Origin of the sequence: Kitasatospora sp. NPDC088351, assembly GCF_040685575.1 — a bacterium.
Taxonomy (GTDB): Bacteria; Actinomycetota; Actinomycetes; order Streptomycetales; family Streptomycetaceae; genus Kitasatospora.
This window is the reverse complement of the sequence record NZ_JBFBIL010000030.1, coordinates 1-24,040: the sequence shown is the minus strand read 5'-3', so window position 1 is coordinate 24,040 and position 24,040 is coordinate 1. Positions and strand designations below refer to the sequence as shown.

Here is a 24,040-nt window from a genome sequence, read left to right as displayed (position 1 = left end):
CGGCGGTTTCGTGGGCACGGTCGGCGCGGGACCTGTACACCGATAGGGGCAGCCGGCCGATGTGGCACAGGGGGCGGTCATGGCGGGTGCGGCATACGGGGGCGGAGAAGGCCGGCGGGCCTGCTGGCAGCCCTGACCACGGTGGCGGTCCTGGCGAGCAGCGCCTCCGCGACGCTCACCGCGAACAACTGGAACACCGTCCCGCTGACGGCCACCCTGGCCGCCAACACCCCGTACTGGCCGGCCTGCAACAGCAACGGCGCCTGCGCGACGGTGAACAACATGAACTACTCCACCGGCGCGACCGGGCAGGGCGCCCACAGCAACACGGTGGTGCCCTTCGGCAGCCGGCAGCCGGCAGCCGGCCGACGGACTTCGGACCGGCGGTGAGGGACTCGCCGGTGTACTCGCTGTACGGGTCCTACTGAGTCGACGGGCCGTCCGGGCGGTCGGGCTGCCTGGCACCCCGGGCGGTCGGCCCTTCCGGTCGCCCGGGGGCCCGGTCTCGCGAGTGCCGGGCCCGCCACGGCGTTTTTGAACCTGTTCAGAATGGTCTACAGTCGGCTCCAGTCGCGGCGCCATCGCGTCTGCCGGCGGACTGCCCCAGGGTGGCTTCCGCATGCCCACCGACCTCTGAGGGGGACTCATGTCCGGATTGTCCACGCCTGCTTCGGTCGACGCCCCGCCCGGGACCGACCCGTACCGCGCGCCGGCCGCGCCTGCCTGGCAGCCCATCGCGTGGCTGCGCCCCAGCGAGCCGGAGCGCAAGGCGGCCGCCGCCCCCCGGGCGCTCGCGGCGGCGGTGATCACCGGCCTGCTGGCGGCGTGGCTGCTGGCCGACGGGGTGGGCGTCAACCTGCTGCTCTGCGGTGTGGTGGCCGCCGTCGGCGCCGGGATCGCCGCCCGCTCGGCAGGCCGGCGGGTCCGGGTCTGGACGGTCCTGTGGAGCGTGCTCGCACTGGCCCTGCTCGCCGTGCCGGCCCTCTCCGAGGCGGGCTGGCCGGTGGCGCTGTCGACGCTCTGCGCGCTGGCCCTGGCCTCCCTCGCGCTGCACGGCGGCCGCCGCTGGGCGGGCGTCCTGCTCGCTCTGCCGGGCATCCTCTGGCAGCTCGCGCCCGGCCTGCTCTGGGCCCGGGACGGACTGCGCGGCCTCAGCCTGCCGGGCCGGGGCAAGGTGGTTCCGGTGCTCAAGGCGGTCGTGGTGGCGGCGGTGCTGCTGACCGTCTTCGGCTGGCTGTTCGCCAGCGCCGACGCGGCCATGGCGGACGTCCTGTCCGGCCTCACTCCCAGCCTGGACCTCAGCGAACTCCCGCTGCGCTTCGCGCTGTTCGTCCTCGGCCTGCTCACCGCACTGGGATTCGCCCACATCGCGGCCGGCCCGCGCCGCTGGGACCGTACGGCGGTCCGGCCGGGCCGCGAGCGCGGGCGGCTGGAATGGGCGCTGCCGCTGGTCGCGCTCAACCTGATGTTCGGCGCCTTCGCACTGATCCAGGCCGTGGTGGTGCTCGGCGGCCGGGACTCGATCACGAACACCGGGATGAGCCGCTCCGAGTACGCCCGGCAGGGCTTCTGGCAGCTGACGGCCGTCACCGTGCTGACCCTCGTCGTGGTCGCTGTGGCCAAGCGCTGGGCGCCGCGCGGCACCGCCGCCGACCGCCGGCTGGCCCGGATCCTGCTCGGTGTGCTCTGCCTGCTCACCCTGGTCGTGGTCGCCTCGGCGCTCGGCCGGATGTGGTTCTACGTCGACGCCTCCGGGCTGACCAGGCTGCGACTCTGGGTGCTGGTGGTCGAGGTCTGGCTCGGCGCCGTCTTCCTGCTGCTGATCGTGGCCGGACTGACCCGCTCGGTGGCCTGGCTCCCGCGCGCCGTGGTGCTCAGCGGCATGGTCACCGCCGCCGTGTACGGGCTGATGGGCCCGGACGCGATCATCGCGGAGCAGAACGTGGCCCGTTTCGAGCGGACCCAGCAGATCGACCTGCGCAACGTCCGCGACCTCTCGCCCGACGCCGTCCCGGCCCTGGACCGGCTGCCGGGGGACCAGCGGACCTGCGCGCTGGAACTGATCCGGGCCGGCCTCGACGACTCCTCGCCCTGGTACGCCACCAGCCTGGCCGAGACGCGGGCCCGGGAGATCCTGGCGGAGCGGCCGCTGTCCCAGAGCCTGTCGGCGGAGCAGAGCGCCTGTGACCGGGCGGGCCTGAGGGGCGACGACTACATCGGGCGGTACTGAGCGGCGGCGGACCGGGCGGTGACGTGGCGCGCGAGGGCCGGCGGCCGGTGACGCGCGCGGGCCGGCCGGGAGTGTGCGGCTCCCGGCCGGCCCGCGTCGTGCTTCCGGTGCCGGATCAGTGCACCGCGATGCCGGACGCGTCCGACGGCAGGTCGCCGGCCTTGGCCCTGATCACGAAGACCGCGATGAGCAGCGCGACCCCGGCGAGCACGGCGCCCACGATGAAGCCGTGCGAAATGCCCTGCGCGAGCACCTCGTTGGCCGCAACCGTGCCCTTGGGGAACTCGTGCTTCGTCAGGAACTCCGCCTGCTGCTCCGGTGTGGCCGTGGCCATGAAGCCGGGCGCCTGGAGCTTGGCCTCCGCCGTGGCGTAGTGCGCGAACACCGTGGTCAGGATCGACAGCCCCAGCGAGCCGCCGATCTGCTGCATCGAGTTGAGCAGCCCGGAGGCGGCGCCGGTGTCCTCCCCGGCGACGCCCGCGACGGCGAGCAGCATCACCGGGACGAAGATCAGGCCCATGCCGAAGCCGAACACCACCGTGGGGCCGAGCACCCCGTCCACGTACCCGCTGCCCGCGTCCATCCGGGTGAGCCAGGTGAGGCCGATGGTGACCAGCAGTGCGCCGGTGGCCATGAACGGCTTCGGGCCGTACTTGACCTGCAGTCTGGAGGCGATCTGCGCGGCGGTGATGATCGACGCGCTGATCGGCAGGAAGGCGAACCCGGCCCGCAGCGGGCTGTAGTCCAGCGGCCCCTGGATGAAGAGCGTGATGTAGAAGAAGATGCCGAACATGGCCGCGGTCAGGCAGAGCATCATCATCAGGCCGCCGGTGCGGTTGCGGTTGGCGAACAGGTGCAGCGGCGTGATCGGCTGGGCGGTGCGGTTCTCGACCACGAGGAAGGCGGCGATGAGCAGCACGCCGGCCGCGAACGAGCCCAGCGTCAGGCTGTCCGACCAGCCGTCCGAGGCGGCCCGGATGAACCCGTAGACCAGGCTGATCAGACCGAGTGTGGAGGTGAACGCACCGGGCAGGTCGAAGCGGCCGTCCTGGCGCTCCGACTCGGCGATGTAGCGCGGGGCGGCGATCGCGATCAGAACCGCGATCGGCACGTTGACGAAGAAGACCCAGCGCCAGTCCAGGTACTCGGTGAGCAGGCCGCCGGCCAGCAGGCCGATCGCCGCACCTGAGCCGGCCACCGCCGAGAAGACCCCGAAGGCCTTGTTGCGCTCGGGCCCTTCCTTGAAGTTGGTGGCGATCAGGGCGAAGGCCGTCGGCGAACAGATCGCGCCGCCGACCCCCTGGAGCGCGCGGGCGGCCAGCAGCATGCCACCGTCCTGCGCGAAGCCGCCCAGCAGCGAGGCCAGGCCGAACAGCAGCGTGCCGAAGACGAACACCCGTCGGCGGCCCAGGATGTCGCCCGCGCGGCCGCCGAGCAGCAGCAGGCCGCCGAAGGTCAGCGTGTAGGCGTTGATCACCCACGACAGGTTGGTGGTGGAGAAGTTCAGCGTGTCCCTGATCTGCGGCAACGCGATGTTCACGATGGTGGCGTCGAGCACCACCATGAGCTGGGTGGCCGCGATGACGGTCAGGGTGACGCCCTTGTGCCGGTCCTGGCTGCCCTGCGGTGGAGAGGTCTTGCCGAGTGTGTCGGAGATAGCCAAGTTGATGCCCCCTGCTGGCTATTGCTTCGTATGCTGTGGACCCGAGGCCCGAAGCGCTTCTGCGGCGTCCCGCAGGCTATGAAGGAACGGAATCGTTCACTAAGGTGGACGATATCCTGGGCGATATTATGAACGCAAGCGTTCCCTAAGGTTGGTGACGATGGATCAGTTGGTGCGGCGCCAGGCGGCGGATCGTGCGGCCGGCCGGCCGGTGGAGCGGTCGGCGGAGCAGTCCGTCGAAGGGTCCGCCGACGGGTCTGTCGAGCGGCCTGCCGGGCAGCCTGTCGAGCGGTCTTCCGGGCGGTCTTCCGAGCGGGTGGAGCCAGGTTCCGAGTGGCCGGTCGAGCCGGCGCCGGGGCGGGCGGGCGCGAGGGGGTCGTCGGCGGTCCCGGGTGCGAGGTCCGCGGCCCACTGCCCGGTGAGGGTGGTGGCCGAGGTCCTGTCCCGGCCCGTGCGCCGCCGCGGGAAGGAGCTGGAGAGTGCGATCTTCGAAGCCGCGCTCGACCAGCTCATCTCCGGCGGATTCGCGCGGATGACGATGGAGGGCGTCGCCGGTGCCGCGCGGACCGGGAAGGCCGCGCTCTACCGGCGCTGGGCGTCCAAGGCCGAACTGGTCATCGACGCCCTGGACTCCACTCTGCCACGCCCCTCCGACACCCCGGACCTCGGGTCCGCCCGAAGTGAATTGCTGCTGCTCATCGGGGGGTTCGCCGACGCTCTCACCTCGAGGGCGGGTGGTGCGCTGCAGGCGCTGATGGCCGAGCTGGACCATGAACAGGCCGAGGTGTTCAAGAGGTTCATCGTGCAGCGGGTGGTCGAGCCGACCAAGGGCACGATTCTGGACATCCTCCGCCGGGGAGTCGAACGCGGCGACGTCCGGCCCGACGCGGCCACCGTGATCGTCGCCGATGTCGCCCCGGCGATGCTGATGTACCGGGTCAAGGTCTACGGCCGCGACACTGGCCCCGACTTCGCGAACCAGCTGGTGGACGAGGTGCTGCTCCCGCTGATCCGCGTCTGACGAGCGCCTGGCGGGTGTGCGGCGGGAGCCTGACGGGCGTGCGGCGGCTCGGCTCCGAGGGGGTGGGCCCGGCGGCCGGGGCGCCGCGGGGCGGGGCTTAGGCTGGAGGTTGCCCCAGCTGAACGGATTCCACGATGCCCATCGTCCCGCCGACGCACTCCGTCGAGCGTTCGCTCCGCCGGGCCGGCGCCAAGACCGTTGTCGGCCTCGACGAGGTCGGGCGCGGCGCCTGGGCCGGGCCGGTCACCGTGGGTGCGGCCGTCACCGGGCTGCGCAAGCCGCCGGACGGTCTGACCGACTCCAAGCTGCTCACCGAACTGCGGCGCGAGGCGCTCGCCCCGGTCCTCGCCGACTGGGTCACCGCGTACGCGCTCGGCCACGCCTCCGCGCTGGAGTGTGACGAGCTGGGCATGACGGCGGCGCTGCGGCTGGCCGCCGTCCGCGCGCTGGAGGCCCTGCCGGTGGAGCCCGACGCGGTGATTCTCGACGGGAAGCACGACTACCTCGGCGGCCCCTGGCGGGTACGCACGGTCATCAAGGGCGACCAGTCCTGTATCTGCGTCTCGGCCGCCTCGGTGCTCGCCAAGGTCCATCGGGACGGGATGATGGCCGAACTGGGCGAGGCGTATCCCGGGTACGGGTTCGCCGACAACGCCGGCTACCCGTCCCCGGTCCACCGCGCCGCGCTGGAGGAATTCGGCCCGACCGATCAGCACCGGCTCTCCTGGGCCTACCTGGACGGGCTGCCCAAGTGGCGCCATCTGAAGCGGAATCGGGCCATGGCGGCGGGTGGTGCTCCCGGCTCCGCGGGCCCCGCCGACGAACAGCTGACGCTCGGTTTCTGACAGTCCGTCTGAATTGCCCCGAGTGGGGCCGGCCGGTGTGCGGTGCCCGAGGGGTGGGGCGCCCGTGCGCGTTCGATCGGCATTTGATAGATATCCGGGTATGCCTGTCTTCCCCGAGGAGCCGGAGATTCACGAGAGCCTCCCGGGCCCCGGCGTTCCCTTCCCCCGCGAGTCGGACGCACAAGCCCTCCGCACGCCTGCCACCGGCAGCGCGACCACTTCCGTACCTTCCGCCGCCGGCGCGGCACCGGCCCCCGGGCCGGGCCCCCGCCCCACAGCTCCTCGGCCGGCGCCGCCGCGCGCCGCCCGCCCGGGGCCGCCCCGCCCGCCCCAGACCCCCAAGCCCGGTCCCGCGCCGCGCCGCCCGGCACCCGCCGCACCGCGGGTCGCGGTCCAGCACGTCGCCGCCACCGCGGCCGAGGCGCTGGAGCGTGCCGACGAAGCCGTCGACCGGCTGCTGGACTCCGGGCGCAGTCCCGGCGAGATCCTGGTGCTGACCGTCGGCGGGGCACACCCCTGGCAGCAGCACGAACTCTCCTTCGGCGAGGAGCGCTACTGGGCGCAGCTCACCGAGGGCGGCGACGTGTTCTACGCGGAGGCCGGGCTGACCCGCCCGGTCCGCCGTGAGGTGGTCGTGCTGGTCGTCAACGGGGGCTCGGCCGACCGCGCCGCCCAGGCGTACACCAAGGCGCTCGGCCACGCGGCCGCGCTGCTGGTGGTCTGCGGCGACGCGGGCCCCGCCGCCGGTGCGCCGACCGGTCGTTCGGCGTCCGCCTAGCCGTCCGGGAGTCATGGACCGTTCGAGTCCGGCGCCGTGAGGTGCCGGGCCCGAACGGTGCCGAGCCGTACCCTCCGGGCCCGGAGACCGGGTTGTGCCGTGTGCGCCCGGCGGGCGGGTCCGCGTCAGCGGGTGCCGGTGCGCCGGACCGGCTCGACGGCCGCCACCCGGGCGGGCGGCCAGGGATGCTCGGGCCGGCGGGAGCGTGATGCCCGGTCGCCGAGCTGGGGGTGTTCGGCCGGCTGGTGCGCTGGCCGCTGGCCGCGCGGCCCGTCGGCCGCCGGGCGGGGCGGCAGCTCCGTCACGGTGTGGACCGGCCCGTCCGCCCAGGATCCCGCGTGTGGATTGCGGCCGCTCCGCTCGTCGCCGAGGATCTGCCAGCCCGCCGGGGTCAACGCGATGTACGAGCCGCAGCGCAGCCCGTGCAGGGCGGCCGCGTCCCGCAGGGCCCACATCCAGGCGCCGTCCTGTTCCGTCCAGCCCGCCGGGCCCTCGCGGCAGCGCAGCAGTACGGCCGTCCGGACCGGAGCGGCGAGTCGCAGGTCGTGCGGGGTGACCTGGCGCAGGTGCGACAGGATCAGGTTGCGGTGCTGCCAGCCGTCGGTGTCGTGGGGCCAGGGTGTGAACGAGGCCGAGGCGGTCGCCCGGTGCAGCGCGTTCAGGACGGTGACCACGACCGTGCCCGGTTGCGGCAGGTGGCGCTGGTGGATTTCCAGGACGAACTCGCGCGGATCGCGCAGCAACGGGATCCCCGAGGCGGTCCAGGTCTCCAGGTCGAGCACCCGTCTGGGCGCCGAGCTCCGGGCGAGGGGATACTGACCTCGGTCGATACCGTTGATCGCGATCCTCCTTCCCGACCCGCGAACACGCGGGCCCCCGCGTACGCCGAAGGCCGGGTCCAGCGGACCGGGTTCCGGGTACGGTCCAATTCTCAGGGCAGAGGGGGCGGAGCGGCAATGATGAAATGATGAACGCCGCCCGAAAGTCAACGTTCTGCCGGATATGTTCCACGATCGTGCGAGTGCTGCTCAGGTGGCGCCCGATCGTGAACCGGGCCGCCAGAAGGCCTCTGGCGAGCGCTTTCAGCAACTCAACCACTCCTCTCCACCACCGGTGTTCCTCGCTCCCGCGCGTGTTCCTGCCGACTCCTCGACTTCTCCCTTCGTCCATTCGGGTGAGCGGGTGAGGGCCTGACCCGGCGCGGCCACTTGTGCCGCACCCGTCAGGCGCCTCTCCCCGGCGCCGCTCAGCCCTGTACGGCCAGTACCAGAGGCAGTACCGAACTCGCCCCGGCCCGCCGGAGCAGCCGGGCGGCGACGGTGACCGTCCACCCGGAGTCGACCAGGTCGTCCACCAGCAGCACCGGGCCGCCCGCCCCGGCGATCGCGGCCTCGGTCTCCGGCGGCAGGACGAGTGCCCCGGCCAGCGCGTGCAGCCGCTGCGCGCTGTTGCTGCGCGCCCCGTGCGGAGGCTGCCCGGCCGCGTACTCGATCCGGCCGAGCAGCGGCAGCCGCCCGATCTCCGCGATCCGGGCGCCGAGGCTGCCGACCAGCTGAGGGCGGCTGGACGAGGCCATGGTCACCACGCCGACCGGCCGGTCCAGCCGGGTGCCCTCGGCCGTCGCGGGCCCGGCCCAGCCGCCCGGGCCGCGAGCCCAGTCGGCCAGCACCGCGACCAGAGCGTCCACCGCCTCGCCGGGCACGGGCACGTCGGGGGCCTGGTCCGCGAGCAGGGTCCGCAGCCGGTTGCCCCAGCCGATGTCGGAGAGCCGGCCGAGGGCCCGGCCGGTCTCCGCCTGTTCGCCCGCCGGGATGCGGCCCTTGAGCTGCACGCCCAGCGACTCCATACCGGTGGGCCAGAGCCGGCGGGGCTCGAAGCTGACCCCGGGCCGACCGAGCGCCGCCCGGGCCGCGTCCAGCGCCTCGGCGGAAATTTCGGGGCCGTGCAGCGCACCGGCGCAGTTGTCGCAGCGGCCGCAGGGCCGGGCCTGCTCGTCGTCCAGCTGCCGGCGCAGGAACTCCATCCGGCAGCCGGTGCCCGTGGCGTACTCGCGCATGGCCCGCTGCTCGGCCTCACGGGAGGCCGCGACCTTGGCGTACCGGGCGGTGTCGTACTCCCAGCTCTGCCCGGTGGCCGTCCAGCCGCCCTTGACCCGCCGGACCGCGCCGTCCACGTCCAGGACCTTGAGCATGGTCTCCAACCGGGCGCGGCGCAGGTCCACCCGGGGCTCCAGCGCGGCCGTGGACAGCGGCCGGCCGGCCTCCGCGAGCGCGTTGATGGTGCGGCGCACCTGCTCCTCGGGAGGGAAGGCCAGCGAGGCGAAGTAACGCCAGATCGCCTCGTCCTCACGCCCGGGCAGCAGCAGCACCTCGGCCCGGTCGACGCCGCGGCCCGCCCGGCCGACCTGCTGGTAGTAGGCGATCGGCGAGCTGGGCGAGCCCAGGTGCACCACGAAACCGAGGTCGGGCTTGTCGAAGCCCATGCCCAGCGCGGAGGTGGCGACGAGGGCCTTGACCCGGTTGGCCAGCAGGTCGGCCTCGGCGGTCCGGCGCTCGGCGTCCTCGGTGCGGCCGGAGTAGGACGCCACCGGGAAGCCGCGCTCGCGCAGGAACGCCGTCACCTCGTCGGCCGCGGCCACCGTCAGGGTGTAGACGATGCCGGACCCCGGCAGCCGGTCGAGGTGGTCGGCCAGCCAGGCCAGGCGGTGCGCCGGATCGGACAGGGCGAGCACGCCGAGGGTGAGGCTCTCCCGGTCGAGCGGGCCGCGCAGGACGAGGGCGTGCTCGTCGGTGGCTCCGGTGCCGAGCTGCTCGGCGACGTCGGCGGTCACCCGGGCGTTGGCCGTGGCGGTGGTGGCCAGCACCGGCACGCCCGGCGAGAGCTCGGCGAGCATGGTGCGCAGCCGCCGGTAGTCGGGGCGGAAGTCGTGACCCCAGTCGGAGATGCAGTGGGCCTCGTCGACCACCAGCAGGCCGGTGGAGGCGGCGAGTTTGGGGAGGACCTGGTCGCGGAAGTCGGGGTTGTTCAGCCGCTCGGGGCTGACCAGCAGGATGTCCACCGTGCCGGCCGCGACCTCGGCCTGGATCTCGTCCCACTCGTCGGTGTTGGCCGAGTTGATGGTGCGGGCCTGGATGCCGGCCCGGGCCGCCGACTCCACCTGGTTGCGCATCAGGGCGAGCAACGGGGAGACGATCACCGTGGGCCCGGCGCCGCGGGCCCGCAGCAGCGCCGTGGCGATGAAGTAGACGGCGGACTTCCCCCAGCCGGTGCGCTGTACGACCAGGGCCCGGCGGTGGTCGACGACCAGCGCTTCGATGGCCGTCCACTGGTCGTCGCGGAGTGTGGCGCCGGGCCCGGCCAGCTCGCGCAGGACGGCCTCGGCCCGCGCCCGGACCTCGGCGCGGTCGGCGGCCGTCGCGCTGCTGGTGCCGGTGCCGGTGCCGGTGCCGGCCGTGGCGGGGGCGTCGGTGGCGGTGATGTGGGGCTGGGGCTGCTGCATGCCGTCCATGTAACCCCGAGGGGCCGACAATGGGCGAATGGCGGTGCACCATGGACGGGTGGACCAGGGATGTATTTCATCTGCTCTTTCGCTGAACATCCGTCACATGTCCCCCGGGGGAGTGGGTCTGGATAATCCGAATGAGGGAGGTTTTATCCACAGGCGGGAGTTGTCCACAGGGAAAAAGAAAATTCCCGGGGCATTCGCGGATTGCGGCAGTCTTCCGGCCATGAACAACGAACGCATCGCGCTGTCCCTCGGCCCGGCCTCCGGCCACCGGCCGGTCACCATGCGGGGCCCGGCCGACATGGCCGAGCTGCTGCCTTATCTCCTGGGCTTCTTCCCCGACGACAGCATCGTCGCCGTCGGTCTCCAGGGCCCGGACCTCCACCAGGGCGGGGTGATCCGGCTGGACATCCCCGAATCGCCGGAGGAGTGGCAGGCCGCGGCCGAGGAGACGGCCGCCCTGCTCATCGGTCTGTCCGAGCGGCGGGACCGCCGCCCGGCCCAGGTGCTCCTCTACCTCTGCCAGGATCCCGGCACGAGCCATGGCCCGCCCGTTCTGGACGGGCTCGGACCGCTCGCGGAGGGGCTGCGGGTGTCCTTCGAGAGCAGGGGGGTGGCGGTCAAGGAGTCGCTCTGCGTCTCGGCCGGCCGCTGGTGGTCCTTCCTCTGCCGCCGTGAGGGGTGCTGTGACCCGGCGGGCAATCCGATCAGGCGCTCTCCCGACCCCGGCCCGGTGGCCGCCGCGGCCACCGTCGCCGGTTTCGCTCCCCGGGGGAGCCGTAAGGCGATCATCGCCGGGCTGGTTCCGATCGGCCCGCCCGGCGCCGATACCCAGCGCTCGGCGATCGCCCGGGTCAAGGGCGGCGGTGGAGTAGTGGGGAGCCGGCCGCCGCTGTCCCGGGAGCGGGGCGCCGAGCTGCTCGACCAGGCGGTCGCCGAGTTCTCGGCCGGCGCCCGTGAACTCGACGAGCACCGGACGGCGCTGCTGATCATCGCCCTCCAGGACAGGATCACCCGCGACCGCGCCGCCGAGTACACCCGGCCCGAGGAGATCGCCCCCGCACAGCGGCTGTGGCGTTTCCTCGCCCGGCATTGTGTCCCGCCCTACACGAGCTGTGCCGCGGCCCCGCTCACGTTGCTGGCCTGGACGTCCTGGGTCGCGGGGGACATCGCGACGGCCCGTGTGGTGCTCGCCCACACACTCCGCCTCGCCCCCTCCTACCTGCTGGCCCAGCTCCTGTACGAGTCGCTGAACGAAGGCATGTCCCCGGATGCGCTGCTGGCGAGCGTGGCGGCGGAGCGACAGCGGCGCACCGCGGTCCGTTCCGGCGGAACGGCCGGGGAAGCGGTGGTGTCAGGCCCGGCCGCCGACGAGCCGGGCGGCCCGCCGACGGGCCCGGACGGTGAACCCGCCCCGGCGCCGGCCAGGTCCCCGCGCCGAGCTGCCTCAGGGGCGGTCGCCGAGTCCGTCGCCCCGGCGGTCCCGGGTTCGGGGGACCATCCGGCCGGTCCCCCGAACCCGGGACTGCGGGCCGCGCCGGTGGCCGGGGATCCCGGACGGTCCGAGGGCGGACCGTCCGACCCCGGGCCGGGCGCGTGCCTGCCCGCGCAGGCGCGCCGCATTCCAGGGTGCCGTCCGGAAGGCCCGGCTGGGCCGGGTGACACCGTGGGCGGCCCCGGCGACGGCAGCGACCGTGCGCAGCCGGTGCCGCGGTGTGCGGGGCCCGACGGCGGGAGCCCGTCATGCGCGGTGACATGCGTGGCGGCCCGCGACCGGCGGCCCGTAACCGGTGGTCCGGCCAGCCGGTCGGCCGCGGTTCCGCCGTCGGCACCGGGCTCCGCTACGCCTCGCCGTGCGCCATGGCGATCAGGCGGTCCAGCACCTTGCCGCCGCTCACCCGGAGCCCGTCGTGCTCCCACTCATTGGTGATCCACGCTCGCAGGCCGCGCACGGCGCGGGCGGTCTCCAGGGAGTCGGCGGTGTCGACATACATGTCGTCGTGGTAGACCGCCGCCACCACCGGCACCTCGTTGGCGGCCAGCCGGGCCGGGTCGTACAGGTCGGGCCAGTCGGTCCGGGCGGCGAGCAGGTCCGCGGTCTCCTTCAGCGGGCGCAGCGCCGGGTCGGTGTCGAACATCCAGGGGTAGATCATCTCTCCGGTGAACAGCACCGGCGCCCCGGACTCCAGCGCGGCCCCGGCGTCGAACTCCGTGAACTCCTTGCGGACGCGCTCGGCCGACCAGGCGGTGCCGGCCGGGTCCACCGACCGCTGGCCGTAGATCGACTCGTGCAGCACGGCGTACAGCGGGCCCTCCGCGAAGGAGAGCTTCGCCTGGACACCGGCCAGGAAGGTGTCGGAGAGCTCGGGCCCGGCGGCGCCCTCCACCCACGCCTCCTCCAGCAGGTAGTGCAGGCTGCCGGAACCGCTGCCGCCGCCGAGCATCATTCCGAGGGACTGGAACGCCTCGACGGTCAGCAGCCCGCCGCCGGGCAGGGCCGCAGGGGCTGCGGCCAGACGCGCGGTGATCCGCCGTACCACCTCGACGTCCTGCGGGTAGCGGGCGTAGTGGTCCTCGTTCTTGCGGACGACCCGGGGGTAGGCGGCGCGGTAGACGTCGTCGGCCGAGCTGCGCAGGCCGGAGAGGCCACCGGTGATGAAGGCCTCACGCAGGCCGTCGGGCGCGATCGAGAGGTAGGTGAGGGCGCAGAAGCCGCCGAAGCTCTGGCCGAGCACGTTCCAGCGGTGGTCGTCGCCGAGCAGCCGGCGGCGGATCAGCTCGGCGTCCCGGACGATCGAGTCCGCGCGGAAGTGCGCCAGGTAGTCCGCCTGTTCCCGCGCGCCGCCGCGCCGGGCGAGGGTCTGCCGGGTCGCGGGCGTGGACCGCCCGGTGCCGCGCTGGTCGAGCAGGAGCACCCGGTACTCGTCGAGGGCGCGCTCCAGCCAGCCGTCCCGGCCGAGCGGTCGGCCGGCCTTGCCACCGGGGCCACCCTGGAGGAAGAGCAGCCAGGGCAGGTCGTCCGTTTCGCGGCCCGCGGCCACCACCTCGCGGGCGTACACCTCGATCTGCTCGCCCTGTGGGGCGGCGTGGTCGAGGGGCGACTGGAAGACGTGGTCGGTCGTGACAATCCCGGGCAGCCGGCTGGCGGTGGACATACAACTCCTCGGTATGCGCTGGTCGCAGCAGTCACGTTGCCGCTCACGGTGTTACCGGTGCGGGTGCCGTGACCCCCGCACCGTATCCTGGCGGCGGCCGGGCACCGGTTGGGCGGTCGCTGCCCAGACCGTCCGCCCGGTGGTTCGTACAAAACGGCAGACAGCCTCGGCCCGTGCGGTTCGACCCGGAACGGCACCGGAGTGGGGCGGCAACGGTCCGGTGACGGCGGCGGCACGACCGCCTGCCGCGCCCGGGCCTGCTGGTCGAAGTGACAGAACGGGCGTTACCTGCGGCCGGTGAGCGGCGTTCACCCCGGGGGACCGCGCCCGGGTGACCACCGGGCCGGCCGGAGACGGACGGTTTCCCGGGCGTGCCGGGTGCCGGAAGTGAGGCTGCGGGCTGTCGGAAGCCGGGCGAGGGCGGCCGAGGCGTCGGCCCGTCAGACCCCGGTGTGGGCACGCCCGTACCCGGGCCGTCCGAGTCGGTCGCGGCGCGGTGCGAGCGCCCCGCAGACGCCTCCTGCCCCACGGCAGGTACCGGACGCCGCAGGCGACCATGTGCCGGGCACCAGGGGGTGCCCGGCGCGAGGCGGTGCGGGGTACCGCAGCGGTACCCCGCACCGCATGGCACGGCCCGGCGCCGGGTACGGCCAGACACGGCACACACGCCGACGGGAACCCCCGCCGGTCCGACATCATCAGCACGCGATCGAGCATGCTCGCGGCCCACCGGCCTCACCGGCCACCGGACCGCCGAGGGGAGGAGAGTCCGGTGACCGCCATGAGGCCACCACAGGCCATGCCGGCCGAGAGCGTGGTCGGCGCACCCGCGGGCACGCCCGCCGGCCAGGCCCGACCTGCGGCTCCGCCCCGTCCGCAGCCCGCCGCCGTCCACCACGCGGTGCTCTGCGTCAACGCGCCCGCCATGGCCGCCTCCGGACCGGACGGGCAACTGCGCGGTCACGGGCTCCATGGCTTCTACCGCTCCGGCGTCCGGGTCCTGGCCCGGATGGAGCTGCGGCTCGGCGGTATGGAACCGCTGCCGCTCCAGGGCACCCTGACCACCGCGGCGCAGGCCCGCTTCCTCGGCGCGGTCCGGCTCCCCGGCGATCTGGACCCCGACCCGGCGCTCACCGTGGAGCGGCTGCGCCACGCCGACGGCGTCGAGACCGTCACCGTGCGGAACACGGGCAGCCGCCCGGCCCGGCTGCCGCTGGAGATCGCCGTCGGAACGGACCTCGGCCCGGTCGGCGAGATCGCCGCCGGACATCGCCCGCCGGACCTGCCCGGCCAGGTGCAGTCCGCCGGGTTGCGCTGGGCGGGCCCGGCCCACAGCGCCACCGTCAGTGCCAAGCCGTCGCCGCACGCCGTCCTCGCGGGAGCCGGTGTGCTCCGCTGGGACCTGGACGTGCAGCCCGGCGCCCGCTGGTCGGTCGAGCTGCGCACCGAGCTGGAGAGCACCGTCCCCGGCCCGCGGCCACCGGGCGGGCGCGGCCCCGGTGTGCCGCTGCCCTGGTCCGAGCCGGAGATCCGCTGCGACGACCCCCGGGTCGAACTGCTGGTGGCGCGTTCACTGGACACCCTGGGCCGGCTGCTGTTCGTCGACCCGGACCGCCCCACCGACCTCTACCCGGCCTCCGGTGCGCCCTGGCGGTTCGGGCTGGCCCCGGCCGACGCGCTGTGGGCGGCGCGGTTGACGCTTCCATTGGGTACCCGGCTGGCCGCCGGCACCCTCCGGGCCCTGGCCCGCCGTCAGCAGCTCGCCCCCGTTCCGGGCCAGGGCGGACCGGGTCAGCCGGGCCCGCGCCCCGAAGGGCTGCTGCCCGGCGCCCTGCGGCACGGCGGGCCGGAGCTCCCGCCCAGCTGCACCGCCACCGAGGCGACGCTGCTGTTCGTCACGGTGCTGGCCGAGGCCTGGCGCTGGGGCCTGCCCCGGCACGAGGTCGCCGAACTGCTCCCGGCCACCGAGCGGGCGCTCGGGGCGCTGCGCGGCGGTCTGGTCGACGGCTTCGTCACCGATCTGAGCCGCCCGGTGGAGGACCGCGCCGCCCATCCCGTGGCGGTGCGGGCCGAGGTCCAGGCCCAGGCGCACCGGGCCGCTCTGCACGGCGCCGAACTGCTGGAGGAGTTCGGACGCCCCGGTGCCGAGGAGTGGCGCGACTGGGCGGCCGCGCTGCGCGGGCGCTTCCGCGACCGTTTCTGGATCGACGACCTCTCCGGCGGGCGCCCGGCGGCCGGGCTCGCCCCGGGCGGCCAGCCACTGCCCGCGGTGGCCTCCTCGCTCGTCCACCTCCTCGACCCGGGGCTCTGCGCCGACGGCGGCCGGCACCAGAGCCTGCTGGACCGTGAGCAGACCAGGCTGCTCGCCCAGCGCCTGGCCGCGCCGGAGCTGGACAGCGGCTGGGGTCTGCGCACACTCAGCGCCAAGTCGCCCCGCTTCAACCCGCTGGGCCACCGTGGTGGCGCGGTACGTGTCCACGAGACCGCGCTGGCGATCGCCGGGCTGGCCGAGGCCGGCCACGAGAACGAGGCCGGCGCGCTGCTGGAGGGCCTGCTCGGCGCGGCCGCGCACTTCGAGGGGCGGCTGCCCGAGATGTACGCGGGGGAGCAGCGCACGCCCGGCTGCCCGCCCGTACCGCACCCGGCCGCCTGCCGCCCGGCGGCGGTCTCGGCGGCCGGCGCGGTGCACGCCGTGTTCGCGCTCGCCGGGGTCCGGCCCGATGTCCCGGGCGGGCGGGTGCTGGTCCGGGCGGCCAGTACCGCGCCGCTCGGCGAGCTGCAGCTGACCGGTCTGCGGGTCGCGGGCGAACCGTTCTCGGTGCGGGTCAGCCGGATCGGCGTGGCGATGGTCGAGGAGGCGTCCGCCGAACTGCAACTGGTCGCCCGCTGACATCCCCCGCCACCCGGGGGCGGACCTCGCCGGTCCGCCCTCGCCCGCCCCCGACCGGGGCATCCGGCAGCCGGGCCACCTGCGGGGCACAGCACGGTCCGTGCACAGGCCTGTGCTTATCGTCAAAGAGACGACTATGATCGTCGCCATGTCGCGTTATGACCCGTCGGCCTTCCCCCCGTTCGCTGTCACGGTTGACCTGGTGGTGCTGACGGTGCGGGACCACGCCCTGTGCGCCCTGCTGGTACGACGGGGCGAGCCGCCCTTCCAGGGGTACTGGGCCCTGCCCGGAGGATTCGTCCGCCCGGACGAGGGCCTGGCCGAGGCGGCCTCCCGGGAACTGGCCGAGGAGACCGGTCTGCGCGCGCATTCCGCCCCCGGCCACGACGTGGCCGGCCCCGGCACGGCCGGCGCCCATCTGGAACAGCTCGCGACCTACGGACACCCTCAGCGCGACCCCCGGATGCGGGTGGTCAGCGTGGCCTACCTGGTCCTGGCACCGGACCTGCCGACGCCCCGCGCCGGCGGCGACGCCAGCGGCGCCCGCTGGGCCCCGGTCGCCGAACTGCTCGGACAGAGCCCGGCCGACGGCGTTCCGCTCGCCTTCGACCACGGCCTGATCCTGGCCGACGGCGTGGAGCGCGCCCGCTCGAAGATCGAGTACTCCTCCCTGGCGACGGCCTTCTGCCCGACCGAGTTCACCGTCGGCGAGCTGCGCCGGGTCTACGAGGCCGTCTGGGGCGTGGTCCTCGACCCCAGGAACTTCCACCGCAAGGTGACCGGCACCCCCGGCTTCCTGCTGCCCTCCGGTGGCACGACGACCCGTCAGGGTGGCCGCCCCGCACAGCTGTTCACCGCAGGCGGGGCCACCGTCCTCAACCCGCCCATGCTGCGCCCGGAGTCCTGACCCGCCGTCGGCCCCGCCCCGTACCCGGGCCCCGCCCCGTACCTCGCCCGGACCAGTTCGCACCCCTCGCCCCTACCGCCTGCGAGCCCCCTGCCCCGTCGCAGGATCGGATTTTCCCCTGATCGGGTGAGGTGTGCAGGCGGCGGCCCCGTGCCGCTCCCGCAATGCCCGGAATCCCCGGCCCGGCCCCCTAATGTGCTGGCGCGGGCCCGTGCGGGCACGGCCCCGCGCCGCGCCTGTCAGGCCGGCCAAGGGCATGGGAGCAGCCAGCGATGATCCAGATCACCGGACTGACCAAGGTCTACCGCACGGGTGGGCCGCCGGCGGTGCTCGACCTCACCTTCGACGCCCGGCCCGGCGTGGTGACGGCACTGCTGGGCCCCGAGGGCGCGGGCAAGTCCACCGCCCTGCGCCTGATGCTCGAACTCGAACGCGGCCAGGGCGTCACGCTCTTCGACGGTCGCACCTACCGTCGGCTGCGCCACCCCGAACGCGAGGTCGGCGTGCTGCTGCCCGGTCCGGGCGGAGCCGCCGGATCGGTGGCCGGACACCCCGGCCGGAAGGCGCGCAGCCATCTCAGGATGCTGGCGGCGGCCGCCGGTGTCCCCGCCCGGCGGGCCGACGAACTGCTGGAGCAGACCAGACTGGCCGCCGTCGCCGGACAGCGGCTGCGCGCCTTCTCGCCCGGTATGCACGGACGGCTCGCCCTTGCCGCCGCCCTGCTGGGGGACCCTGGGGCCCTGCTCCTGGACGCGCCCACCGAGGGCCTTTCGCCGCGCAATGTGGAGTGGTTCCACTCCTTTCTGCGCTCGTTCGGAGCCGCGGGCGGGACGGTCCTGGTGACCACCCGCACGCCGCGGGAGGCCGCGCAGCTCGCGGACCGCGTCATCACGCTGGACCAGGGCCGGCTGGTGGCCGACCAGCCGGTGGCGGACTTTCGCCGGACCCGGCTCAGCCCGGAGGTGGCCGTGCGCGGGCCCCAGATGGCCCGGCTCGCCGATCTGCTGGTGAGCCAGGGTGCCGAGGTGCGCCGCGACGGCGGGGCCGGTCTCGCGGTAGCGGGCATCGGCCGCACCGAGATCGGTGAACTCGCCTACCGCCACGGCATCCTGCTGCACGAGCTCGCCGACCGGGTGGTCGAACAGCCCGCTCCCCGCGCCGCCCTGCCCGTCGCCTCGGGCCGCTCGGGCGAGCTCCGGATCCGGTCGGCACCGGCCCGGCCGGACCCCGCCCGGACGGAGCCGACGGCGGAGGTGAGGGAAACGGCGGAAGCGGTGACGCCGGAGCGCGCTTTGAACACCGGCGCGCTGCCCGCTCTCGCGCTTCCGGCCTCGCCGGCCGCCGCCTCGGCCACGACCACGCTGTCGGCGGTCACCCCACGATCGGGAGCGCCGGCCCGCCCCGCCGGGCCGACACCGTCCGCCCAGCCCGGCCGTCCCGCACCAGCCACCCCGCCCGCGCGCCGGCAGGACGACCCGGCCGGGCCGGCCGAGGCCTCCCCGACGGTCGCCGTGGACCGGCTCTTCCGGGACGGTCTCAACGGTCTGGCCCGGCAGGCCGGCGGCGGCCCCGCCTCCCGGGAGCACCGCGAGGACGCCACCGACCTGCTGACCGCCGACACCGTCCGCCTCGGCCGCCCCGGCGAGGCCCCCGCCCCCGGCGCGGGCACCCCCGCTCCCACCTCCGCCCCCGCGACCACCTCCGTCCCCGACCACCGGAGCGAGTGAACCGTGCACGCCCTGGCCTATGAGCTGCGCCGCCTGCGCGGCCTCCGTTCCACCTGGCTGCTCCTCGCCGCCGTCCTCCTCGGCGACGCCGGGGTGGCGGCCCTGCTGGCCGCCCAGACGCCCACCGGACCGCTGGCCGGTCCGGCGGGCGTGCGGCTGCTGACGGCGGCCGTCCCGCTGGTCCCGCTGCCGTTCGCGGCCCTCGGCGCCGGGGTGCTGGGCGCCCTCTCGTACGGACACGAGGTGCGGCACCCGGGTCTGCCGGCCTCGCAGGTGTCGTATCTGCGTCGGGTGCGGCTGCTGCTGGCCAAGCTGGCCGTGATCGGCCCGGTGGCGGGCCTGCTGGCGCTGGTCACCCTGGTGGTCGACGCGGTGGCCGTGCACCTCGCGCTGCCGGGCGGGGTGACGGCGGCCGCCTGGTCGGACCCGGCCGTGCTCTCGGACCGGGTGTCGGAGGTACTGGCCTCGGTCGGCCTGACCGGGCTCGCCGAGCTGCCGGGGGCGCTCGCCCCGGTGGCGCTCGGGGCCGGCCAGGGCGCGCCGGCCGCGCTGCTCGCCTTCGTCCTGCTGGTGGTCGTGGCGGGCTGGACCGGTGTGCTGACGGCGGCGGTGACCCGCAGTGCCTCGGCCGGGGTCCTGTTGCTGTGCGCGCTGCCGCCGCTGCTGGAGACCGGGGTGGCCCTGCTGCTGCGGCAGACCGGTGCGGTCCGGCCCACCCGTGCGGCCGAGCTGCTGCCGTTCCAGTCCGGCGCCGAGTGGGCGTACGGATGGGTGTACGGCGGGGGCCACCGGGTTGCGCGGAGCGGGGCGGCGCTGACCGATCCGGCTCTGCTGGCGGCGGTGACGGCGCCCGCGTTCGTCCTGCTGCTCGTGGCCCTGCTGGTCCAGGTCCGCCGCCGCGCGCTCTGAACGGCGGCTGTTCCGGGCGGCCGCTGACGGTCTGCCAAGATCGACCAGCAGTGACCGTAATGCGCGGTTCTTCCTGATAAGAAGTCAATTATCCAGTCGCGGCCGATCACCCTTTCGTGTGCTTTTCACGAGAATTCTCAAGCTGCGCCCGCCGATCGCCGACAAAGGACCTGTGAGTACCCTTGCGCACCCCACCATGACCCCTGCCCGTTCCGCCGACGGCGCCATCCACGGCCCCGGCGATCTGGACCGCTTCTCGTACGCCGACCGGCCGACCCCGCCGGCGCCCCGCTGGGAGGGCGCCGAGTCGGACCTGGCCCGGGTCGGTCGCAAGACCACCAGCAGCCGCGGCCGCGGCCTGCACGGCCAGCTCGTCCAGCAGCTCGGCCAGATGATCGTCTCGGGTGATCTCGGCGCCGACCGCCCGCTCGTCCCCGAGGAGATCGGCCAGCGGTTCGAGGTGTCCCGCACCGTCGTCCGCGAGTCGCTGCGCGTGCTGGAGGCCAAGGGCCTGGTCAGCGCCCGGCCGAACGTCGGCACCCGGGTCCGCCCGGTCGGCGACTGGAACCTGCTCGACCCGGACATCATCGAGTGGCGCGCCTTCGGTCCGCAGCGCGACGAGCAGCGCCGGGAGCTGTTCGAGCTGCGCTGGGCGATCGAGCCGCTGGCGGCCCGGCTCGCCGCCGGCCACGGCCGGGAGGACGTCCAGCAGCGGCTGGTCGAGCTGATCGAGATCATGGGCCACGCCGCCGCCCAGGCCGATCTCTCCACCTACTCGCGGGCCGACGCGGAGCTGCACGCCCTGGTTCTGCAGATGGCGGGCAACCGGATGCTGGAGCACCTCTCCGGGATCGTCTCCTGCGCGCTCCAGGTGTCGGGCGGCCCGGCCATCTCCTGCGAGCGGCCCTCGGAGGCCTCGGTCAGCCTGCACTCCCGGCTGGTCGACGCGCTCGGCACCGGTGACGGCACCGCGGGCGAGGCCGCGATGCGGGCGCTGCTCACCGTGCACCCGGAGGTCGAGCCGTCCGTTCCCGCTCCCCGGGAGCACTGAGCCGTCCATCCGGCGACCGATCGAACCCCGCGAACCCACGGCCCTCCGACTGCACCGCCTGGCGCAGTCGGAGGGCCCTTTTCCTGGGAAAGCCCCTTGATGCCCTGTCCATGCCAAAGGCTTGGGCGCGAATGCGGGATGATGGAAGTCGGCCCCGGGGTCGCGGGCGCCGATCGGTGTGACCCGCGACACCAAGGCCATGCGTAACACTTGACGAGTAGCAGCGATGTGTCCTGAGCGGAAGCAGCTCCGGAATAGCCCAACATGTCAGAATGCTGTGTTGGTCCGCGGCGCTGCTGCCGTCCTGCAAACCCAGTCCTCAAGCCCGAGTCGGTCGGAATCGACACCGCGCGTCCGACGCGCGATTTCCTTCCCCGCCCGCTCGGGCGGCCGGTACGGGTTCGAGTCCACTCATCGTCCGAGAGGTTGTTCGTGTCGGCCAGCACATCCCGTTCGCTTCCCCCCGAGATCGCCGAGTCCGCGGCTCTGCTGGCGCTCATCGAGCGGGGCAAGGCCCAGGGGCAGATCGCCGGTGACGACGTACGCCAGGCGTTCGAGGCGGACCAGATCCCGGTCACCAAGTGGAAGAACGTCATGCGCAGCCTCAACCAGGTACTGATTGAGGAAGGGGTGGATCTCATGGTCAGCGCGGCCGAACCGGCCGGCGCCAAGCGCAAGAGCGTCGCGGCCAAGAGCCCCACCAAGCGCACCGCCACCAAGGCGGTCACCACTCGGACCCCGTCCGCCTCGGCGGCCCCCACCAAGCCCCCGGTGCGCATCGCGCCCGGCGCCACCATCTCCGCTCCGGCGGTCGCGGCCGCCACGGCCTCGGTCAGCACGGTGTCCGCGGAGATCACCACCGCGGGGACGGCCGCCGGCGTCGCCGAGGCGAAGGCGGCCCCGGCGAAGAAGGCCGCGCCGGCCAAGAAGGCCGCCGCCAAGAAGACCGCCGCGCCGGCCAAGAAGGCCGCCGCCAAGAAGACCACCACCGCCAAGGCCGGTAAGGGCGACGAGGAGCTGCTCGGCGACGAGGAGCTCATCGAGGACGTGGCGCTGCCCGGCGACAAGGCCGGTGCCGAGGGCGACGCTCCGGAGGAGGAGTCGGAGGGCTTCGTCCTCTCCGACGACGACGAGGACGACGCGCCGGCCCAGCAGGTCGCCGTCGCGGGTGCCACCGCCGACCCGGTCAAGGACTACCTGAAGCAGATCGGCAAGGTCCCGCTGCTCAACGCCGAGCAGGAGGTCGAGCTCGCCAAGCGCATCGAGGCCGGCCTGTTCGCCGAGGACAAGCTCTCGGCGGCCGACAAGCTCGCCCCGAAGCTCAAGCGCGAGCTGGAGATCATCGCCGAGGACGGCCGCCGCGCCAAGAACCACCTGCTGGAGGCCAACCTCCGGCTGGTCGTCTCGCTGGCCAAGCGCTACACCGGCCGCGGCATGCTCTTCCTGGACCTGATCCAGGAGGGCAACCTCGGTCTGATCCGCGCGGTCGAGAAGTTCGACTACACCAAGGGCTACAAGTTCTCCACCTACGCGACGTGGTGGATCCGCCAGGCGATCACCCGCGCGATGGCCGACCAGGCCCGCACCATCCGTATCCCGGTGCACATGGTCGAGGTCATCAACAAGCTGGCCCGCGTCCAGCGCCAGATGCTCCAGGACCTGGGCCGCGAGCCCACCCCGGAGGAGCTGGCCAAGGAACTCGACATGACCCCGGAGAAGGTCATCGAGGTCCAGAAGTACGGCCGCGAGCCCATCTCGCTGCACACCCCGCTGGGCGAGGACGGCGACAGCGAGTTCGGTGACCTGATCGAGGACTCCGAGGCGGTCGTCCCGGCCGACGCGGTCTCCTTCACCCTGCTCCAGGAGCAGCTGCACTCGGTGCTGGACACCCTGTCCGAGCGCGAGGCGGGCGTGGTCTCGATGCGCTTCGGCCTGACGGACGGTCAGCCGAAGACGCTCGACGAGATCGGCAAGGTGTACGGGGTCACCCGTGAGCGCATCCGCCAGATCGAGTCCAAGACCATGTCGAAGCTGCGCCACCCGTCGCGTTCCCAGGTGCTGCGCGACTACCTGGACTGATCCGTTCGGCGGTTCGTACCGTCGGAGGGCCCGGAGCGTATCGCTCCGGGCCCTCCGGCATGTCCGGCGGAGGGCGTCCGCGACATCCGGGCGCGTCAACGTCCGGACGGTTGTCATCGCTCGTACGGGTGGATGCGAGGTGCCGCACGGTCTCGTTATGTAGCTGACCGCCTACGCTGTGTCGGTTGCCTGCCGTCGAGCCAACCTGGAGACACGGTGCTGCCCAATCCGGACCGCACGGACCTGTCGACCGCCGTCCCGTCCCCGGCACGTCCGGCCGCCCGGCCGGTACGCCGCCGCCGGGTGGTCGCCCTGGCCCTGCTGGCGGCGCTGCCCGCGCCGGCGCTCGCGCTCGGTCCGGCCGGTCCGGCCGAGGCGCAGCGCAGGATCGTCGGCGGTGTCGCGGTGAGCACCTCGGACCATCCGTGGGCGGTGGCGCTCGCCAGCCGCCAGCAGTTCGGCAACGGCCGCTCGGGACAGTTCTGCGGTGGCGCGCTGGTCACCGCGACGAAGGTGGTGACGGCCGCGCACTGCTTCTACGACGAGTCCAAGGGCCAGCGGGTGGACCGGCCGGGCCTGAAGGTCGTGGTCGGGCGGGACGACCTGCGCGGCTCGATCGGTCGTGAGGTGGCCGTCCAGTCGGTCTGGATCCACCCCGACTACGCCTTCGCCGCCAACATGAACGACGTGGCGGTGCTGACCCTCACCGAGTCACAGGGCACCCGGCCGGTGATCGGCATGGTCGGCCAGGGGGAGGCCGAGCCGTATGCGCCGGGGACCAGGGCGCAGGTCTTCGGCTGGGGGGACACCAGCGGAACGGGTAACTACTCGCCGACGCTCCGTGGTGTCGATGTGCCGATCATCGCGGACCAGACCTGTGCGCACGCCTACCCCGGCGGCCCGGACGGGCGTTTCGACGCCCGCGGCATGGTCTGCGCGGGCGAGGAGAAGGGTGGCAAGGACGCCTGTCAGGGGGACAGTGGCGGCCCGCTGATCGTCGCGGGCCGACTGGTCGGACTGGTTTCCTGGGGAACGGGTTGCGCGGAGGCCGTCCACCCCGGCGTCTACACCCGGCTCGGCGCGGTCTCGAACGCGGTGCGCTCGGTACTGTGAGCAGCCGGTTACGCTCTGACGTCGCGTTGCCCGGTGCGGGTGGTGTGACCGGCGTCGGCGAAAACAGCGGAGCCACTGGGCACCACCACCGACCACCGGCGGCCGGCGTTGGTCCCCAACGAACCGGGCGTACACCCGGTGCTCGCCGTCCACGGTCCGGGCCACGG

Annotated in this window: 17 protein-coding genes; 13 read left to right on the top strand and 4 right to left on the bottom strand. The window is 74.0% G+C overall.

All coding sequences use genetic code 11. The features are described from left to right. Positions 1–141 precede the first annotated feature (141 nt). Positions 142–390 (top strand): hypothetical protein, encoded by a 249-nt coding sequence (locus AB0P06_RS21350; protein WP_363609536.1) that lies wholly within the window; start codon positions 142–144, stop codon positions 388–390. A 256-nt stretch (positions 391–646) separates the two neighbouring features. Beyond that, positions 647–2,230, top strand: coding sequence for a DUF4173 domain-containing protein (locus AB0P06_RS21345; RefSeq protein ID WP_363609534.1), 1,584 nt, complete (start codon positions 647–649; stop codon positions 2,228–2,230). Positions 2,231–2,345: 115 nt separating this feature from the next. On the opposite strand, the gene AB0P06_RS21340 is transcribed toward AB0P06_RS21345, so the two are convergent. After that, positions 2,346–3,887: an MFS transporter gene (locus tag AB0P06_RS21340; RefSeq protein WP_363609630.1), complete on the bottom strand. Its 1,542-nt coding sequence runs from the start codon at positions 3,885–3,887 to the stop codon at positions 2,346–2,348. 433 nt (positions 3,888–4,320) lie between these two features. Here AB0P06_RS21340 and AB0P06_RS21335 point away from each other — a divergent pair, with 433 nt between their 5' ends. From AB0P06_RS21335 to AB0P06_RS21325, 3 genes are all read left to right on the top strand, one after another. After that, positions 4,321–4,914, top strand: coding sequence for a TetR/AcrR family transcriptional regulator (locus AB0P06_RS21335; RefSeq protein ID WP_363609532.1), 594 nt, complete (start codon positions 4,321–4,323; stop codon positions 4,912–4,914). Between the two features lie 134 nt (positions 4,915–5,048). Then, complete coding sequence (locus AB0P06_RS21330) at positions 5,049–5,759, top strand: ribonuclease HII (RefSeq protein ID WP_363609530.1); 711 nt, start codon at positions 5,049–5,051, stop codon at positions 5,757–5,759. Positions 5,760–5,859: 100 nt separating this feature from the next. After that, entirely contained in the window at positions 5,860–6,537 is a 678-nt protein-coding gene (locus AB0P06_RS21325; protein ID WP_363609528.1) for a hypothetical protein, read from the top strand. 125 nt (positions 6,538–6,662) lie between these two features. Here AB0P06_RS21325 and AB0P06_RS21320 read toward each other — a convergent pair whose 3' ends face one another. Continuing rightward, positions 6,663–7,319, bottom strand: a complete 657-nt coding sequence (locus AB0P06_RS21320; protein ID WP_363609526.1) for a hypothetical protein — start codon at positions 7,317–7,319, stop codon at positions 6,663–6,665. A 464-nt stretch (positions 7,320–7,783) separates the two neighbouring features. Further along, positions 7,784–10,036: a RecQ family ATP-dependent DNA helicase gene (locus AB0P06_RS21315; RefSeq protein WP_363609524.1), complete on the bottom strand. Its 2,253-nt coding sequence runs from the start codon at positions 10,034–10,036 to the stop codon at positions 7,784–7,786. A 229-nt stretch (positions 10,037–10,265) separates the two neighbouring features. Between AB0P06_RS21315 and AB0P06_RS21310 the strand changes: the two genes are divergently transcribed. Next, positions 10,266–11,972 (top strand): DUF4192 family protein, encoded by a 1,707-nt coding sequence (locus AB0P06_RS21310; RefSeq protein ID WP_363609521.1) that lies wholly within the window; start codon positions 10,266–10,268, stop codon positions 11,970–11,972. Here the strand turns inward: AB0P06_RS21310 and AB0P06_RS21305 are convergent. Next, the gene (locus AB0P06_RS21305; protein WP_363609519.1) at positions 11,884–13,197 is read right to left on the bottom strand and encodes an alpha/beta fold hydrolase; all 1,314 of its coding nucleotides are present in this window, start codon (positions 13,195–13,197) and stop codon (positions 11,884–11,886) included. The two genes, AB0P06_RS21310 and AB0P06_RS21305, sit on opposite strands and share 89 nt — an antisense overlap. A 781-nt stretch (positions 13,198–13,978) precedes the next feature. Between AB0P06_RS21305 and AB0P06_RS21300 the strand changes: the two genes are divergently transcribed. The 7 genes from AB0P06_RS21300 (at position 13,979) to AB0P06_RS21270 (ending at position 23,873) form a co-directional block, all read left to right on the top strand. Next, a complete protein-coding gene (locus tag AB0P06_RS21300; protein ID WP_363609628.1) occupies positions 13,979–16,087 on the top strand; it encodes a glycogen debranching N-terminal domain-containing protein in 2,109 nt (702 codons plus the stop codon). A 148-nt stretch (positions 16,088–16,235) separates the two neighbouring features. Continuing rightward, a complete protein-coding gene (locus AB0P06_RS21295) occupies positions 16,236–16,994 on the top strand; it encodes an NUDIX domain-containing protein (RefSeq protein ID WP_363609516.1) in 759 nt (252 codons plus the stop codon). Positions 16,995–17,266: 272 nt separating this feature from the next. Continuing rightward, complete coding sequence (locus tag AB0P06_RS21290) at positions 17,267–18,721, top strand: ATP-binding cassette domain-containing protein (RefSeq protein ID WP_363609514.1); 1,455 nt, start codon at positions 17,267–17,269, stop codon at positions 18,719–18,721. 3 nt (positions 18,722–18,724) lie between these two features. Then, complete coding sequence (locus tag AB0P06_RS21285; RefSeq protein ID WP_363609512.1) at positions 18,725–19,630, top strand: hypothetical protein; 906 nt, start codon at positions 18,725–18,727, stop codon at positions 19,628–19,630. 118 nt (positions 19,631–19,748) lie between these two features. After that, complete coding sequence (locus AB0P06_RS21280; protein ID WP_363609510.1) at positions 19,749–20,681, top strand: FadR/GntR family transcriptional regulator; 933 nt, start codon at positions 19,749–19,751, stop codon at positions 20,679–20,681. Between the two features lie 432 nt (positions 20,682–21,113). Further along, positions 21,114–22,760, top strand: a complete 1,647-nt coding sequence (locus tag AB0P06_RS21275; protein WP_363609508.1) for an RNA polymerase sigma factor — start codon at positions 21,114–21,116, stop codon at positions 22,758–22,760. Positions 22,761–22,976: 216 nt separating this feature from the next. After that, a complete protein-coding gene (locus AB0P06_RS21270) occupies positions 22,977–23,873 on the top strand; it encodes a serine protease (protein ID WP_363609506.1) in 897 nt (298 codons plus the stop codon). The last annotated feature ends 167 nt before the right edge of the window (positions 23,874–24,040 follow it).